16 protein-coding genes are annotated in these 14727 nt (G+C 65.7%); 8 read left to right on the top strand and 8 right to left on the bottom strand.

The features are described from left to right. The first annotated feature begins 6 nt into the window (after nt 1–6). The 3 genes from cysW to IHV25_RS07295 are packed head-to-tail and all read left to right on the top strand — an operon-like array spanning nt 7 to nt 2852. Nucleotides 7–885, top strand: a complete 879-nt coding sequence (cysW, locus tag IHV25_RS07305) for a sulfate ABC transporter permease subunit CysW (protein ID WP_192534601.1) — start codon at nt 7–9, stop codon at nt 883–885. 9 nt (nt 886–894) lie between these two features. Next, on the top strand, nt 895–1992 hold the full coding sequence (locus IHV25_RS07300) for a sulfate/molybdate ABC transporter ATP-binding protein (RefSeq protein WP_192534467.1): 1098 nt from the start codon (nt 895–897) through the stop codon (nt 1990–1992). Beyond that, a complete protein-coding gene (locus IHV25_RS07295; protein ID WP_192534466.1) occupies nt 1992–2852 on the top strand; it encodes a sulfite exporter TauE/SafE family protein in 861 nt (286 codons plus the stop codon). The genes IHV25_RS07300 and IHV25_RS07295 overlap by 1 nt, the downstream gene beginning before the upstream one ends. Before the next feature lie 110 nt (nt 2853–2962). Here IHV25_RS07295 and IHV25_RS07290 read toward each other — a convergent pair whose 3' ends face one another. Beyond that, nucleotides 2963–4477, bottom strand: coding sequence for a YifB family Mg chelatase-like AAA ATPase (locus IHV25_RS07290; protein ID WP_192534465.1), 1515 nt, complete (start codon nt 4475–4477; stop codon nt 2963–2965). 222 nt (nt 4478–4699) lie between these two features. On the opposite strand from IHV25_RS07290, the gene IHV25_RS07285 reads away from it, so the two are divergent. The 3 genes from IHV25_RS07285 to trmB all read left to right on the top strand — a co-directional run bounded on the left by IHV25_RS07285 (nt 4700) and on the right by trmB (nt 6997). Continuing rightward, on the top strand, nt 4700–4993 hold the full coding sequence (locus IHV25_RS07285; RefSeq protein ID WP_192534464.1) for a hypothetical protein: 294 nt from the start codon (nt 4700–4702) through the stop codon (nt 4991–4993). Between the two features lie 119 nt (nt 4994–5112). Next, a complete protein-coding gene (gene metK, locus IHV25_RS07280; RefSeq protein ID WP_192534463.1) occupies nt 5113–6282 on the top strand; it encodes a methionine adenosyltransferase in 1170 nt (389 codons plus the stop codon). After that, nucleotides 6275–6997 (top strand): tRNA (guanosine(46)-N7)-methyltransferase TrmB, encoded by a 723-nt coding sequence (gene trmB / locus IHV25_RS07275; RefSeq protein ID WP_192534462.1) that lies wholly within the window; start codon nt 6275–6277, stop codon nt 6995–6997. The genes metK and trmB overlap by 8 nt, the downstream gene beginning before the upstream one ends. 337 nt (nt 6998–7334) lie before the next feature. Here trmB and IHV25_RS07270 read toward each other — a convergent pair whose 3' ends face one another. Genes IHV25_RS07270 through IHV25_RS07260 form a run of 3 tightly spaced genes read right to left on the bottom strand, consistent with a single transcriptional unit; the run spans nt 7335 to nt 9551 of the window. After that, complete coding sequence (locus tag IHV25_RS07270; RefSeq protein WP_192534461.1) at nt 7335–8174, bottom strand: hypothetical protein; 840 nt, start codon at nt 8172–8174, stop codon at nt 7335–7337. After that, complete coding sequence (locus tag IHV25_RS07265) at nt 8158–9060, bottom strand: baseplate hub protein (protein WP_192534460.1); 903 nt, start codon at nt 9058–9060, stop codon at nt 8158–8160. Before IHV25_RS07265 ends, IHV25_RS07270 begins: the two co-directional genes overlap by 17 nt. Further along, on the bottom strand, nt 9057–9551 hold the full coding sequence (locus tag IHV25_RS07260; RefSeq protein ID WP_192534459.1) for a phage baseplate plug family protein: 495 nt from the start codon (nt 9549–9551) through the stop codon (nt 9057–9059). Before IHV25_RS07260 ends, IHV25_RS07265 begins: the two co-directional genes overlap by 4 nt. A 380-nt stretch (nt 9552–9931) precedes the next feature. Here IHV25_RS07260 and IHV25_RS07255 point away from each other — a divergent pair, with 380 nt between their 5' ends. Together IHV25_RS07255 and IHV25_RS07250 are read left to right on the top strand one after the other, a co-directional pair. Beyond that, entirely contained in the window at nt 9932–10837 is a 906-nt protein-coding gene (locus IHV25_RS07255; protein WP_192534458.1) for a hypothetical protein, read from the top strand. A gap of 164 nt (nt 10838–11001) precedes the next feature. Continuing rightward, nucleotides 11002–11775 carry a hypothetical protein gene (locus IHV25_RS07250; RefSeq protein WP_192534457.1) on the top strand — a complete coding sequence of 258 codons (774 nt, stop codon included), beginning with the start codon at nt 11002–11004 and terminating at the stop codon, nt 11773–11775. A 35-nt stretch (nt 11776–11810) separates the two neighbouring features. Here IHV25_RS07250 and IHV25_RS07245 read toward each other — a convergent pair whose 3' ends face one another. From IHV25_RS07245 to IHV25_RS07230, 4 genes are read right to left on the bottom strand one after another with little or no spacing between them, the layout of a single operon-like run. Continuing rightward, nucleotides 11811–13478 (bottom strand): hypothetical protein, encoded by a 1668-nt coding sequence (locus IHV25_RS07245; protein ID WP_192534456.1) that lies wholly within the window; start codon nt 13476–13478, stop codon nt 11811–11813. Next, entirely contained in the window at nt 13465–13608 is a 144-nt protein-coding gene (locus IHV25_RS07240; RefSeq protein ID WP_192534617.1) for a hypothetical protein, read from the bottom strand. The genes IHV25_RS07245 and IHV25_RS07240 overlap by 14 nt, the downstream gene beginning before the upstream one ends. Before the next feature lie 53 nt (nt 13609–13661). Then, complete coding sequence (locus tag IHV25_RS07235; RefSeq protein ID WP_192534455.1) at nt 13662–14123, bottom strand: phage tail assembly chaperone; 462 nt, start codon at nt 14121–14123, stop codon at nt 13662–13664. A 40-nt stretch (nt 14124–14163) separates the two neighbouring features. Further along, nucleotides 14164–14586, bottom strand: coding sequence for a hypothetical protein (locus IHV25_RS07230; RefSeq protein WP_192534454.1), 423 nt, complete (start codon nt 14584–14586; stop codon nt 14164–14166). Between the last annotated feature and the right edge of the window lie 141 nt (nt 14587–14727).

Raw genomic sequence — 14727 nt, 5'->3', positions numbered from 1 at the left:
CGCATGATGGCGCACCGTGTCTCCAGGCCTCCCCCGAGAGGCTGGCGCCCCCCCACATCCGAGGGCGCGCTCACCCGCCGGGTGCTGATCGGGATGACCCTGTTCTTCCTGGCGGGGCTCCTGCTTCTGCCGCTCTTCGTGGTCTTCTCCGAGGCGTTCTCCCGGGGGTTCGACGTGTTCCGGGCCTCGGTCACCGAACCCGAGGCCCTGGCCGCCATCCGGCTCACGCTCCTTGTGGCGGCCATTGCGGTGCCGGTGAACGTGGTGTTCGGGCTCGCCGCCGCCTGGGCAGCCGCCAAGTTCGAGTTCCGCGGCAAGAGCCTGTTCCTGACCCTGATCGACCTGCCGTTCTCCGTATCGCCGGTGATTGCGGGACTGATGTATGTGCTGCTGTACGGGGCGCCGGGCCTGCTGTGGCCCACGCTCCAGGCGCACGATATCCAGATCATCTGGGCGGTGCCGGGCATCGTCCTGGCCACCATGTTCGTCACGGTGCCCTTTGTGGCCCGGGAGCTGATCCCCCTGATGCAGGAGCAGGGAACCGCCGACGAGGAGGCCGCCCTGTCCCTGGGGGCCAGCGGCTGGAAAACGTTCTGGAGCGTGACCGTCCCCAACGTCCGCTGGGCTCTTGTGTACGGCGTCCTTTTGTGCAATGCACGCGCTATGGGGGAATTCGGGGCGGTTGCGGTCGTGTCCGGGCGGATCCGGGAGGAAACCATGACCATGCCCCTGATCATCGAGGCCCTTTACAACGAGTTCAACGGAGTGGCCGCCTTCGGCGTGGCGTCGCTTCTGGCGCTTCTGGCGCTGGTGACCCTGGCGCTCCGCACCCTTCTGGAATGGCGCTACGGAGCCGATCTCGCCGGCCGCCGGGCCACCCGCTAGGAAACCGCCATGCGCATCGAAGTCGAGGACCTGCACAAGAGCTTCAGCGACTACCCGGCCCTGCGCGGAGTGAACCTGTGCGTGGAGGACGGGGAGCTTCTGGCTCTCCTTGGCCCCTCGGGTTCGGGAAAGACGACGCTGCTGCGGGTGATCGCGGGGCTCGACTACCCGGAGCGGGGGCGCATCCTGTTCAACGGGCGGGACGTGGCCGGCGTCCCGGTCCAAAAACGCGGCGTGGGCTTTGTCTTCCAGCACTACGCCCTGTTCCGGCACATGCGGGTCTGGAAGAACGTGGCCTTCGGACTGGAAGCCCGGCCCCTGTTCCAGCGCCCCTCCCGGGCGGAGCGTCACGCGCGGGCCATGGAGCTTCTGGACCTGGTCCAGCTGGGCGGGCTTGGGAACCGCTTCCCCGGACAGCTGTCCGGCGGCCAGCGCCAGAGAGTGGCCCTCGCCCGCGCCCTGGCCATTGATCCGGCGGCCCTGTTCCTGGACGAGCCCTTCGGCGCCCTGGACGCCAAGGTCCGCCGGGAGTTGCGCCGGTGGCTGCGCGATCTCCACGACCGCACCGGGCACACGACCCTTTTTGTGACCCACGACCAGGAGGAGGCCCTGGAGCTGGCCGACCGGGTCGTGGTCATGCGCGACGGGCAGATCGAGCAGATCGGAACCCCGGAGGAAATTTTCCTCAGGCCCGCCACCGGATTTGTCTACGGCTTCCTGGGCGAGACCAACGCCCTCGATGTGCAGGTTTCGGGCGGGCGGGTTTTTCATGACGGGCTGGAGGCCCCCCTTCTTGAGGGCGCCGCGCGCCCGGATGGCCCGGCCCGCCTTTTTGTACGACCGGCGGAGGTTCTTCTCGAGCCGGTGCGCGAGACCGGAGCCCCGGCCAGCGGGCCCGTTGCGCGCGTGACCCAAGTGAGACGACGCCTTGAGAGCCTCCACCTGGACCTGGTCCTGGAGGCCACCGGCGCCAGCCTCGAAGCCACGATCGGCGGGGCGGACCCTGCCGGCCAGCCGACCCCCGGAGACCGGATGACCGTCCGGATCGGGGAGTGCCGGCTTTACGATCCGGAAACCGGATCCCCCCCTCGAGTGGAGAAAAAATAATGGACGGGAGTTTTCTTTTACCGCTTGCACTCTATCTGGCCTGCGGAGCCCTGGCCGGATTTCTCGGCGGTCTGCTGGGAATCGGAGGCGGTGTTTTTATTGTGGCTCTGCTGATCACGCTTCTGCCGAGCCAGGGTGTCCCCCCGGAACACATCTACACGGTGGCCATTGCCACGTCCCTTGCCTCGATTGTTGTGACGTCCCTGTCCAGCTCGATCACCCATTACCGCAAGGGCGCCGTGCGCCTTGATATTCTGAAGTCCCTTGCCCCCGGCATGTTCTTTGGCACCCTTCTTGGCGCCGGTGTCGCCAGCTATGCGCCGTCCCTTTTCCTTCAGACCTTTATTGTGCTGTTTCTGTTTTTTGTCGGCTCCAACATGCTATTCAACTTCCTCAAGCCCAAGGCCGAGCGCCCCCTGCCGGGACCGGTGGGCACAGCGCTCATGGGGGGCGGGATCGGAGCCGTGTCCTCGTGGGTGGGCGTTGCGGGCGGCGCGCTTACGGTTCCCTTCCTGACGTTCTGTTCGGTGCCCCTGCACACGGCCATCGGAACCGCGGCGGCGGGGGGCTTCCCCATCGCGCTGGGAGGAACCATCGGCTACCTGATCGGGGGCTGGAACGAGCCGAACCTGCCGCCGTTCATGTTCGGCTATATCCACCTGATCGCCTTTGCGGGAATTTCGTTCACCAGCTTCCTTCTGGCTCCCCTCGGAGCCCGCACGGCCCACCGCATGCCGGTGAAGACGCTGCGACGGATCTTTGCCGTGTTCCTGCTGGCGGTGGCGACCCGGCTTCTGTGGAAGCTGGTCGAGACCCTTGTGGACATGGGCAGCCAGACGACCGCAAGCCTGCCGGTCTGAGCCGGGAGCCCCGAACCGTGACGGAGCCCCGGCCACCCGGCCGGCGGCTCCGCCTTCCCTGTATCAACGGCTCCGCCTCCCGGATATCAACGGCTGCGCCTTCCCGGATATCACGTATACCGGGGTACCGGGCGCGCCCGGTAGGACAGCGCCTCGGCGATGTGGGGCGCACACACGCAAGCCTCCCCTTCCAGATCCGCAATGGTCCGCGCGACCCGCAGCACCCGGTGGTAGGTCCGGGCGGACAGGCGGAACTCCTCGGTCGCCCGGTTCAGAAGCCGCTGCCCCGCGTCATCCGGGGTGGCAAACCGCAGCAGGGCATCGCCATCCAGACCGTCGTTGGTGGAAAAGGGCTCCCCCGAAAGGCGGGCCGCCTGAACCGCACGGGCGCGGGCGACCCGGTCCCGGACGGCGGCACTGGGCTCCCCGGGCGCAAGGCGCTTCAGGTCCAGCGGGTTGACGGCGGGAACCTCGACATGCATGTCGATCCGGTCCAGAAGGGGGCCGGACAGGCGCCCCTGATACTCCTCGGCGCAGCGCGGAGCCCGGGAGCAGGCCCGGTCCGGATCCTCCAGATAGCCGCACCGGCAGGGGTTCATGGCCGCCACAAGCTGGAACCGGGCGGGATAGGTCACGGACAGGCGCGCCCGGGCGACCACAACGGTTGCGGTTTCCAGCGGCTGGCGCAGGGCCTCCAGCACCGAGCGCTGGAACTCGGGAAGCTCGTCCAAAAACAGGACGCCGTGGTGGGCAAGACTGATCTCGCCGGGCCGGGCCCTCGCCCCGCCCCCCACCAGTGCGGCCATGGTGGCGCTGTGATGGGGCGCACGAAACGGCCGGGCCCGAAGAAGCCGCCCCTCCTCGAGCAATCCGGCCACCGAGTGGATCAGGCTCGTCTCCAGCGCCTCCCGCGGATCCAGAGGGGGAAGGATCCCCGGAAGCCGACGGGCGAGCATGGATTTCCCGGCACCCGGAGGACCGGCCATAAGAAGATTGTGTCCGCCGGCCGCCGCCACCTCCAGCGCCCGCCGCGCGCTCTCCTGACCGCGCACATCCGCGAGATCCGCCAGAGGCGCACCCTCCCGGGCCACCTCGGGCTCGGGAGGCCCCAGCACCAGCGTCCCCCGGAAATGGGCCAGAAGCTCCCGCAGACCGGGGGTGGCCAGGATCTCGTTGGGCCCCGCCCAGGCGGCCTCGCCCCCCTGCCCCGCCGGACAGATCAGGCCCCGCTCCAGGGCCACAGCGGCCAGAGCGGCCGCGAGCACACCGGATACGGGGGCCAGCGTCCCGTCCAGCCCCAGCTCTCCCAGGGCCAGATAGCGCTCGGTCAGGTCGGGCTCCACCACGCCCATGACCGCGAGAACCCCCAGGGCAATGGGAAGGTCGAAGTGCGACCCCTCTTTCAGGACGTCGGCGGGCGCCAGGTTCACGGTCAGGCGCCGGGCGGGAAGGGCCAGCCCCATGCTCTCGAGGGCGCTGCGGATGCGCTCACGGCTCTCGGCCACCGCCTTGTCCGGCAAACCGACGATCGTGAAACAGGGAAGCCCCGAGCTCATGGACACCTGAACCTCGACCGGTTGCGTGTCGATTCCATGAAACGCGGTCGTCATAACCCGCGCTACCATCGTCCGGAGGCCTCCCTTCCTACATTTTACTCTTTCCAAGAGTGCTTCAGGGGCCCTCATCAGGCAAGAGAAAACCTGACGGAAAATTCAGCATCCGAACGTCGAGTCTTTTTTTGGCCTTCGCGTTTCCAATGTGCTAGCGTTCCCCCCCGCGATCTGCGGCCAGCCCCATGGACGGGCCGGGAGCGCCCTGGAAAAGCCCTTTCAGCAGAGGATCCGCCCATGCGTCTTTTCCCCTGTGCCCTTGCCCTGGCCGTGAGCGTGACAGCGGTTCCCGCGGCGGCCCAGACCGATTGCGATGCCCGCTCGGCCACACAGCTGTCCGCCATGGCCATTGTCGAGCACCGGCAGTGGATCACGGAAGCAAAGCCGTCGGATACGGATATTGCCGCCGCACAAAATGAGGTGGAGCGCCTCCGCAAGGAGACCCACACCAAATTCGAGGCCGGCGACACCGAAGCTCCTTGCGACTTTTACAGGCAAATTACCCGTTTCTATCGCGAAAAGCCGCGGTAAGCGTAACAAGTGTTTCGTCTTGCGCCGCCACCGCTGGCGTGCAAAAAAGACGCTGCTGAAAACTGCGGGACGCGCAAGCGTTCCGCACCGTCGATACATCTGGGTTTGAGGAGGACGTCGTGTCCCAGTCCGATTATCTGTTTACAAGCGAGTCCGTTTCCGAAGGTCACCCCGACAAGGTTTGCGACCGTATCTCCGATGCGATCGTCGATGCGTTTCTGGCTGGCGACCCGCTTTCGCGCGTGGCCCTCGAAACTCTGGCGACGACCAACTTTGTGGTTCTGGCCGGTGAGGTCCGGGGCCCGGAGAGCCTGACCCACGAACGCCTCGAGCAGATTGCCCGCGACGCCATCAAGGACATCGGATACGACCAGGAAGGCTTCTCCTGGAAGGACGCCCAGGTGATTTCCCGGGTGCACGCCCAGTCCGCCGACATCGCCATGGGCGTTGACGCCGGCGCGGAAAAGGACGAGGGCGCCGGTGACCAGGGCATCATGTTCGGCTACGCCTGCACGGAAACCGAGCACCTCATGCCCGCTCCGCTGGCCTTCTCCCACGCGATCCTGAAGTCCATGGCCGACGCCCGCCACGCCGGCGAGAGCGCCTTCGGACCGGACTCCAAGTCCCAGGTGACCCTGCGCTACGTGAACGGCCGCCCCGTCGGCGCCACCTCCATCGTGGTCTCGACCCAGCATGCCGAGGGCGTCTCCCAGGAGGAAATCCGCGAGAAGGTGCGCCCCCACGTCCTGAAGGCCCTCCCCGAAGGCTGGATGTGCCCGGAAGCCGAGTTCTACGTGAACCCGACCGGACGCTTTGTCATCGGCGGACCCGACGGCGACACCGGCCTGACGGGCCGCAAGATCATCGTGGACACCTACGGCGGTGCAGCCCCCCACGGCGGCGGCGCGTTCTCCGGCAAGGATCCCACCAAGGTTGACCGCTCGGCCGCCTACGCCGCCCGCTACCTCGCGAAGAACGTGGTGGCCGCCGGCCTTGCGGAAAAGTGCGTGATCCAGCTGTCCTACGCTATCGGCGTGTCCAAGCCCCTGTCGATCTACGTGGACACCTCCGGAACCGGCAAGGTGGACGAGACCCATCTCGCCAACGTCCTGATGGAAGTCATGGACCTCAGCCCGCGGGGCATCCGCGAGCACCTTCAGCTCGCCCGCCCGATCTACGCCCGCACGGCGGCTTACGGCCACTTCGGCCGCGCGCCCGAGGCGGACGGCGGGTTCTCGTGGGAAAAGACCGACCTGGTCCCCTCGCTGAAGTCTGCCTTCGGTGCCTGAGGCCACGGAAGACACGCGTTTCTACGGGCGGCGCAAAGGGAAACCCCTTCGTGCCGCCCGTCGGCATTTGTACGAAACGCGCCTGCCCGAGCTCGCGCTCCCGGACGGTGAGGCCCCGCTTGATCCCTCGACCTTTTTCGACACCCCGAAAAAGGCCCTCTGGCTGGAAATCGGCTTCGGGGGCGGAGAGCACCTGGTCACCCAGGCCCGCACCCGCCCGGACGTGGGGTTCATCGGCGCCGAGGTCTTTGAATACGGCGTCGGCAAGGCCCTGTCCGCCATCGAGGAGCACGGCGTCACCAATATCCGGCTCTGGCCCGAGGACGTCCGCCCCCTGCTGGAGCGGCTCCCGGACGGCTGCCTGGAGCGTCTGTTTGTCCTGTTCCCCGACCCCTGGCCCAAGACCCGCCACGCCAAGCGGCGCATGATCCAGCCCCACAGGCTGGACGAGTTCGCCCGCCTTCTGGTGGAGGGCGGGGAGCTCCGCGTGGCGTCGGATGACCCGGGGTATGTCCGCTGGACCCTGATGCACGCCACCGTGCACCCGTCCTTCCGCTGGGAGGCCCGCGGTCCCGCAGACTGGCGCACACCCCCTGCGGACTGGGTTCGGACCCGCTACGAGCAGAAGGCCCTGGAGGCGGGGCGCGCCCCTGCCTACATGATCTTCCGCCGGATCCGGCCCGGAGCCCCGGCGGACGGACCGCAGGACACCTGACGGACCCGGCCCCGATCCCATCCGGACCGGACCAAAGGGGACCGAACCCATCCGGTCCGGAACAAACCGGACGTGACACAACAAAAAAAGCCGGGACCGCAGGCACCTGCGATCCCGGCTTTTCCGATTCTGCCCCATCGTGACGGTGTCAGGCTCTGGCCGACTCTTTCGACCCGGCTCTGCATCCTCCCCGCGCGCCCTCCGCACGTGCCCGCCCCCCCCCCGAATGCAATCCGCCCGCCACCGACATGCCAACCGGCACGCGGATCGGCACAGCCTCATGCGGGCCGAAAGGCGCAAGCCACACCGCACCCCGCCCCAGCCCTTACCGCACAGCCTATCCCGCCGGTGTCCCGGTGGAGCCCCCCTTGCACCCGGGGTGAACGTGGGTCTCGAGGGTCACCCCGTTGCTGGACAGGCGCCCGCCCGTGTTCTTCACCCCACCCCGGAATGTGGCCCCGGAGCCCCGCGCACCGGTCTGAATGATCTCGCCCGCGATGCGGACCACCGGGGTGTCCAGCACCACCCCCTCCCCCGCAGACAGCCGGACCGTCTTCGGCGTGTGAACCGTCACCGCGCCGGAGGCGGTCATCTCCATCCAGATATCCGGCTCACCCCTCTTGCCCCCGCTGCCGCCTTCGCCCCCATCTGCCCCGTCCCCGCCAGTCTCCAGGCGCACCCGGGCCGGGCCACGGACGGTGACCTCGCCCTCGCCCGTCATCTCGACCCAGACGGTGGGAGCCCGGTTCACAATGCCGCCGATGTACATGGCGTCCGCCTCGCTGAACATGCGGAAGGATCCCGCCTGGACCGGGCGTTCAGCTCCGGTCCTCAGCACCGAGATGTCCCGCTTGGCGAAAACGGCAATCCCGATATCCCCGGGCTGGGGATCCACAATCAGGGCGCACGCGCCGCCCTGCACCCGGGCATAGGGGACGTGATGGATGGTTTTGGGCTCCAGCGCGTTGGCGTACGCGTCGGCCTGGCTGACCAGCGGCGTGACGGACACATAGCCCACGGGCCCCCGGCCTCCCGGCTCCACCGCGTCCACCCGGACCGGCAGGGCGGTGTTGACCTTCCGCTTCACCAGCGCCTCCATCATGAAGCTGAGAGCGTTGGTCGGACTGCCGGTCGCCGTCAGGGGCGCGGCTCCACGAACCTTAAGGGGTCTCGACATGGTGTTCTCCCGGGGCATAGCACGCCTCCACCTCAGAAAACCAGGCGCCCGAGCCCGGGCCGGATGTCTCCAGCCGGTGGGTCAGGCGCGTGATCTGCCACAGCCCGCTGGCGCGGGGCACGATACTCTTGAGCTGAACCAGCCCCGCATGAGCGAGGTTCGGATTGAACAGGCAGCGGAACGACACGCCCTCGCTGGTGAAGGTCGGATAGCCCACAAGGCCGCTGCGCGCGTCCAGAGCAACCGGCGCGCCCCGGCGGGCCCGGCCTGCGGGCAGCACGATCATCCGGTCGTCCTCCACAAGGAGGGTCTCCCCCACCTGGGCCGCCGCCTCCATGGCCTTCTCGAGGGGGGAGCCGTTCAGGACCGGATTGCGCAACAGCGCGGTGGAGCCATGATTTTCAAAGCTGTAGCCAATCCGGGCGGCAATTTCTCCCAGAAGGTCCGCAAGGGAAACGGAGCCCTCCCGGGACAGGGGTTCCTCGGCGATCAGGGACGGGAAAAAGCCCGACAGGGCCTCGATGCGCAGGACCGGATCGGGCGCCGTGTTGAAGTCGGCCCAGGACCGGACAATCTCCCCCATGAAGATGGACGAGAGGGGCGCCCCCTCCTGCCCCGCAAGAAGGGCAATCCGGTTGCGGTAGGGCTCGCCAGGCAGGAACCCCAGAGTGGTGAGCCGGGCCATGGTCTCATAGGACAGGCCCGAAATCGTGACCGAGGCACTTTCCTTGTCCGGAAGGCCGGGCCGCGTCACCGTGGCCGATGTCCCGAACGACCGCAGGACCATCGGCGGGGTGGCCGCCCCGAATGCCCCCTCCATCAGGGTGATGCGCGTCTCGATCACCTTGCGGGTGAAGCTGGTGCCGTGCTCCCCGTGCGCGCTCATGCCCGCCCTCCCCGCGCCAGCCCCTGAAGGGAACGGAACGCGGCCGGGGACGACAGCCCCTCACCGTCAGCGGGCGGGATCCAGTAGAGCCGCCACCTGTGGCCCAGCCCCTCGGGGCGCGGGGGAGCGCACGCGCCCTCCAGCGTGTCGATGAAGACCAGCCGCCCCTGGAACAGGTGGGTGCGCCGCCGCGGAAGCCCCACCCCGTGCAGACAGGGGTTGCCGCTGGCAATCCGGGTCTCGGCCACGTCCAGATCCAGATACAGGGTCTCGCCCGCCAGATACAGGCGGACGCGGCAATGCTGCCCCCCCAGGAGAACATGAAACTGCTGGGAGGGGACTGCGGCCAGGGTGATCTCCACCGCTCCGCGCCCGGGCTCCCCGGCCACCGGGGCCCCGGCCACCGCCGCCTCACCGCCAAGGGCGTGCTCGGGGGTCTCGGGGCCATGGAATGTGTTGATAATGAACGGATGTCTTGCAGAACTCACCATCTCGGTCCTTTCAGTCAGGGGACGGAGTGCCTCCGGGTCAGGCCGACGCCCCCGGCGCCCGAACGGGCCGGTGGCGAAAACGAAGACCCGGATTCGCAGGGGTAACGGGGGGAACTGGGGGGGGGGGGAACTGAGTGGAATCGGGGGGCTCGCCGGAACCCGGAGCAGACCCCTCCGGCGCCAAAAGAACGCACAGGGCCGGGACGCCAGCGGGGCGCGGACACGGGACGCCCGTGAAAGCCAGACCGCACAGCCCCAGGTCGTTGACTTGGAATTTTTTACATTTAATCTAATGTTGTATTCGGCAGATTGGTTTCAGTTGAAACCGGCCGCCCCGATTGCGGGGCCCATGGGCCCGCTCCCCGAGAGAGGATCCGACCATGTGGCGCAGTTTTACAGCGCTCGTTCTTGCGACGGCGCTGGTATCGGCCCTGATTGCAGGCCATCGTGCGCAGACCGACACGGCCCCGCCCCGGAAGCCGCCGGGGGAGCGGTGCCAAACGGACCGGGAGGTGCCGCCCGGCGGATTCTTCATTCGCCACACAGAAAACTTCCCGTTCATGATCAACGTGGTGCATGAAACGGATACCCAGGTCATGGCCCTTGTGAGCGGGAAATTCGGAGAGCTCTCGATGCTTCCCGAACCGGAAAACTGGCCCATCATCCCCCTGGTGCATGACAGGCTTGCGGCAAACGGCTTCGCGAGATGCAAGACGCTCAACCTGCTTTTTCATAATTGGGATGGAGTATCGAGCCAAAATTCATTCTTTCTTTCAGTTATCCTCGACGGCGATGACTACGGGGAGCCGGCTCACAGAGGCAGCATCCGATCGGCCACCCTTTCTCCTTTTCTACGCTGCACCCCGCCCGCCTGCCAGTTCCGCCCGCCGGGCTTCGGCCCTGTCCGGGTAAGCGAATTGGCCGAGATCTTGCGCACGACGACCGCTAACCAAAAACCCACTCTCTGGGCACTGCCCTTTGTACTTTCGTCTGTTATTCTTCACCAAGAACTGAAAACGGACACATGCCATCCCCATGTCATGCTGAAAGACTTCGAGGACAATTCAGCAACTGTCATTTTATACCTCACAGACATGCTGCACGTACCCGTAACAGAACAACATATGGATGGAAATGGACAGGCTGCGATTGTGAAAGCCTCACTAGGGATTATTTCCAAAGGGGAATACTACTACGAAGGTGAGATTGTAAAGACGTGCGGCACCCGTCAGGACTACCTCACACTCCGGTCAGAAAACCGGAAAAACCCCTGCCTGCCCCCCTGACCCCTCTCAGGCTGCGGAGAAAGGATCCCACCATGTGGCGCAGTTTCAAAGGGCTCGTTCTCGCGACGGCACTGGTGTCGGCCCCGATTGCGGGCCACCTTGCGTGGGCCGACACGTCCCCGCCCCGGAAGCCGCCCGGGGAGCGGTGCAAAACGGACCGGGAGGTGCCGCCCGACGGATTTATCATTGATGACACGCCTGACTTTCCCTTCTGGATTGAGGTGGTGCTCGAAACGGATACCCACCTCATGGCCGTTGTGAACGGGAAATTCGGAGACTTCTCCCTGCTTCCCGAACCGGAAAACTGGCCCGTCATCCCCCTGGTGCATGACAGGCTTGCGGCAAACGGCTTCGCGAAGTGCAAAACACCCAACCTGCTGTTCCGGAATTTGGGCGGAACAGGAGCACACAATTATTACTTCCTTTCGGTCACCCTTGGCGGCGATGACCAGGGGGTGCCGGCTCGCAGAGGCAGCATCCGTTCGGCCGCCCTTTACCCTTCGGTGCGGTGCACCCCGCCCGCCTGCCAGTTCCGCCCGCCGGGCTTCGGCCCATTCCGGGTGAGCGAGCTGGCCGAGCTCATGAACCCGACGCCCCCGACACGAAACAACCTTATCTTTTCACTGCCCCTTGTTCTTTCGGCCGTTATTATTGAAGAAAAACTGAAAACGGACACACAGCATCCCTATGTCATCCTGAAAGACTTCGAGGACGATTCGGCCATTATTCGACTCTACACAACAAGCATGCTGAATGTGCCCGTAACAGGGCATCCTCCCGATGGAAAAGGGCAGGCTGCGGTTTTTGAGGCCTCACTGATGTATTATGGACCGGGGGAGCTCCAATATGAGGGGGAAATCGCAAAGCTGTGCGGCACCCGTCAGGACTACCTCACACTCCGGTCAGAAAACCGGAAAAACCCCTGCCTGTCCCCCTGACCGCTGAGCGGAACCTGAAGAGACGCGCGCGTCTCCTAGGCTATCCGCAACGGGGTGTTGCTGACATCCAGAAGATGGGTGTAGTCACTTTTCAGGGTTTCGGCGATATCCCGGCCAATCCGGCGCCCGTCAGCGGCATCCGGTGTGTTGACCGTAACGTTGATCACCACATCGGTGGTGTGAGCGTGCATTTCCGATCCCGCCGACCTCTCAGTGGGGCAGCTCCAGCGCTCCGTCCCCGGGAGGCTGAGAGCGTAGAGCGGCAAAGCCGCTGCGGGCAGGGCACCCGGCGCCCGATGGTCCGGACCAGGCCCGCCAGGCACCAGAAAGCCGCTCTCCTCCCCTTTGGGCACAATAGCCCCGTCCCCGTTTTCCGGGGCGGACGCGGGCTCCGGAGTCTCCAGGACGCCGCCGGAAGGACGTGATTCTTCCGGACCCGAGTAGGGAGAGCATGCCCCCAATCCATTGGTCCTCATAAGAGTCGACAACGGTTTCATTTTTGCTGCGTGGGGCTTGGTTTGACCACGCCACCTGTTGTGGGGTCCCCTTGCTTTTGCAGCCTCCGTGGCTTCAGCAAGACTCTCCAGAAGTCCCCGCAATTCATCGGGGCTCCACCCTTCTAAATAATATTGCAGATCATCTTTTGTGATAAGATTGAATTTACCAATTCTCAAGTTTTCATATTCGAAGGCAGCAGTTGCAACGGAGGCGACCAGATCCGGGTCATAGTCGCTGCTTCGTGTTACGGAACACGACCGGCGATTGCGCTGATATCTGTCCCTGAGCTCCTTCTTTACACCTCCATCGACCATACCCCGCCCAATGGCGGCAGCGTCTCTGCGAGATTTTGGGACCATTGTCTCAAGCAAGTACCGGGCATCATCCGAATCTGTGCCGATAAGGTGTTCAATATCGCGCTGTCTGGAAGGCTCCGATCCTGCGGTACGGTAGACCCTGGAGAGATTTTCAACCGTCTGGAGAGGGCTCCACTTCCTGCCCTCTTGTGCCAAAAATTTGTAGCGTCCTCCCTCAAACGATGAGAGTTCGCCCGTTTTACCGAGAATACTGAGCTGAATGATCCTGGACAGAACCTTCCCGCGCTGGTCTGGTGAAATCCCTCCTTCCCCCAGAATCCCATCCACCCCCAGGACCTCATCGACAGCCTCGATTCCAAACCCGGCTTTCACCAGACGGTCTACAAGTCTTTCATAATAAAACAGGGTTTCCGAATCGACTGTTTCCGAAGAAGTCATGGTTTTCGAAAGTACGGCGGACGCATGAACCCCAGAACTTCCGGCATTCAACGAAGTGCCGACACCCGCGGAAACCACCGCTGAACGCTCCGACTTAATCGTCTGGACCGGACCGCCCGCCCGCTCCGACCCCTCTTCCCGGGACACTCCCATACGGCTCCGGATCCTGTCAGCAAACGCCTGCGTGGGCAGAAAGGCCTCCTCGATCCGGGCCTGAATCCGGCTCACCAGATCGTCATCAAACACAAACACAGACTCCAGCGCGCCCGCATCCACAGCCAGACCCCTCGCCGCCTGGGCAAGGGCCTCGGCATGGAGGCGGAACGTGTCCTCGAGGGAGCCAAGAGCAGCATCAAGAGTTTCAAAACGGGGCTCGATCCCCGCGCCCTGGTCCCTGGTGTGTGCGACCGACGGGCGGGAGATCTCACGGGCGTTGTCAGCGTCCTGCATGGCGACGGGCCTCCTGGCGGGCGAGGGCAGCGTTGTGCGTGGTGACGATCAGGATTTCGTAAAGGTTCAGGGCATCCTCCAAAGAGAGGGCGGACCCCAGGGCCTCAAGGGTGGCCAGACGGTGCGTCACGAGCACCGCCGTCACCGGGCCCACATTGGCGCAGACGGCCGTCCGCTGCCGGTTTACGCGCGGCTCCACGCCGGAGAGCGGCGGGAGATCCAGCGGACGGCGTCGCCAAAAAAACCGAAGTTGAGGGCCAGAACCTCCCGGCGCAACCGAAACAGGGTGGTCACCTCGGCGATGCGGCTGTCGACAAGGTCGGGCGTGAGGGGGGTCCAGCCCCCGTCGTCCCCGGCGATCTCCACGCCCTCCCACATGGCATCAAGGATCGGGCGCAGGTCGTCGTAGTCGATCCCGGACAGTGCGGCAACGCCCCGGGCCGTACACAGGTAACCCACGATCGCGAAGGGGCTGGCCGGATTTCCCGGAGCGCCCTCCAGGTCGGCTCCGGAGCGCACGAGAAGGTGGGCCAGGCGGCACACCAGATCCTCGGCCCGGGACGCCGGCATCTGGGTCATGCGGAAGCGGAGCGTACGCCCTCCGCTGTCTTCCGTAAGCGCCAGTTCTGTGGTTTTCAGGGGCATGGATGCAGATCCTCCGAAAGGGTGAGGGGAACCGTGGGCCTCAGGACGCCTCCCCGACCGGAAGGGCGTCCAGAAGGTGGCCGAAATTCAGCCGCAGAACCTCGCGGCGCAGGGCCAGAAGCGTGCGCACATCGGTCACAACCCCGTCGATGGTCTCGGGCTTCAACTGGACCGCCACGCCGCTGTCCAGCACCCTAAAGACGTTCTCCCACATCTCGTCCAGCAGGGGCTCGAGGCGATCGAAGGGAACGTCCGAGAGGGACGCCAGCCCCCCCGCCGTAAAAAGATGCGCGGGCAGGTGCAGCGCGGGGGTGCCGGCCGGCATCGCGCGCCCGGCGCGGGCCAGAACCAGAGCCAGGCGGGCAAGCCAGCGCTCCTGTTTGCGGGCGCCCATGGGGCGGATCCGGAAACGCAGCGTCCGGCCGCCATCGGTCAGGTCAATGTCGGTGTCCATTGAGGCCATAGGGAACGGTCTCCTTCCAGGGGAGGAAAAAGCGGTCACGGTATCGGAACGGCATGGGACGGGAGGGGAAGCCGCCGGGCGGGACGGCACGGGACCACGGGACCACGGGACCACGGGACCACGGGACCACGGGACCACGGG

Origin of the sequence: Phaeovibrio sulfidiphilus (assembly GCF_014861485.1) — a bacterium.
Taxonomy (GTDB): Bacteria; Pseudomonadota; Alphaproteobacteria; order Rhodospirillales; family Rhodospirillaceae; genus Phaeovibrio; species Phaeovibrio sulfidiphilus.
Note: the sequence above shows the minus strand (reverse complement) of the source record. Positions and strands in the feature narration are given on the sequence as shown.

Excerpts from the sequence above, each read along its gene's own strand:
- cysW (WP_192534601.1), top strand. The coding sequence starts at position 7 with ATGGCGCACCGTGTCTCCAGGCCTCCCCCGAGAGGCTGGCGCCCCCCC.
- IHV25_RS07300 (WP_192534467.1), top strand. The coding sequence starts at position 895 with ATGCGCATCGAAGTCGAGGACCTGCACAAGAGCTTCAGCGACTACCCG.
- IHV25_RS07295 (WP_192534466.1), top strand. The coding sequence starts at position 1,992 with ATGGACGGGAGTTTTCTTTTACCGCTTGCACTCTATCTGGCCTGCGGA.
- IHV25_RS07290 (WP_192534465.1), bottom strand. The coding sequence starts at position 4,477 with ATGGTAGCGCGGGTTATGACGACCGCGTTTCATGGAATCGACACGCAA.
- IHV25_RS07285 (WP_192534464.1), top strand. The coding sequence starts at position 4,700 with ATGCGTCTTTTCCCCTGTGCCCTTGCCCTGGCCGTGAGCGTGACAGCG.
- IHV25_RS07270 (WP_192534461.1), bottom strand. The coding sequence starts at position 8,174 with ATGTCGAGACCCCTTAAGGTTCGTGGAGCCGCGCCCCTGACGGCGACC.
- IHV25_RS07265 (WP_192534460.1), bottom strand. The coding sequence starts at position 9,060 with ATGAGCGCGCACGGGGAGCACGGCACCAGCTTCACCCGCAAGGTGATC.
- IHV25_RS07260 (WP_192534459.1), bottom strand. The coding sequence starts at position 9,551 with ATGGTGAGTTCTGCAAGACATCCGTTCATTATCAACACATTCCATGGC.
- IHV25_RS07255 (WP_192534458.1), top strand. The coding sequence starts at position 9,932 with ATGTGGCGCAGTTTTACAGCGCTCGTTCTTGCGACGGCGCTGGTATCG.
- IHV25_RS07245 (WP_192534456.1), bottom strand. The coding sequence starts at position 13,478 with ATGCAGGACGCTGACAACGCCCGTGAGATCTCCCGCCCGTCGGTCGCA.
- IHV25_RS07235 (WP_192534455.1), bottom strand. The coding sequence starts at position 14,123 with ATGCCCCTGAAAACCACAGAACTGGCGCTTACGGAAGACAGCGGAGGG.
- IHV25_RS07230 (WP_192534454.1), bottom strand. The coding sequence starts at position 14,586 with ATGGCCTCAATGGACACCGACATTGACCTGACCGATGGCGGCCGGACG.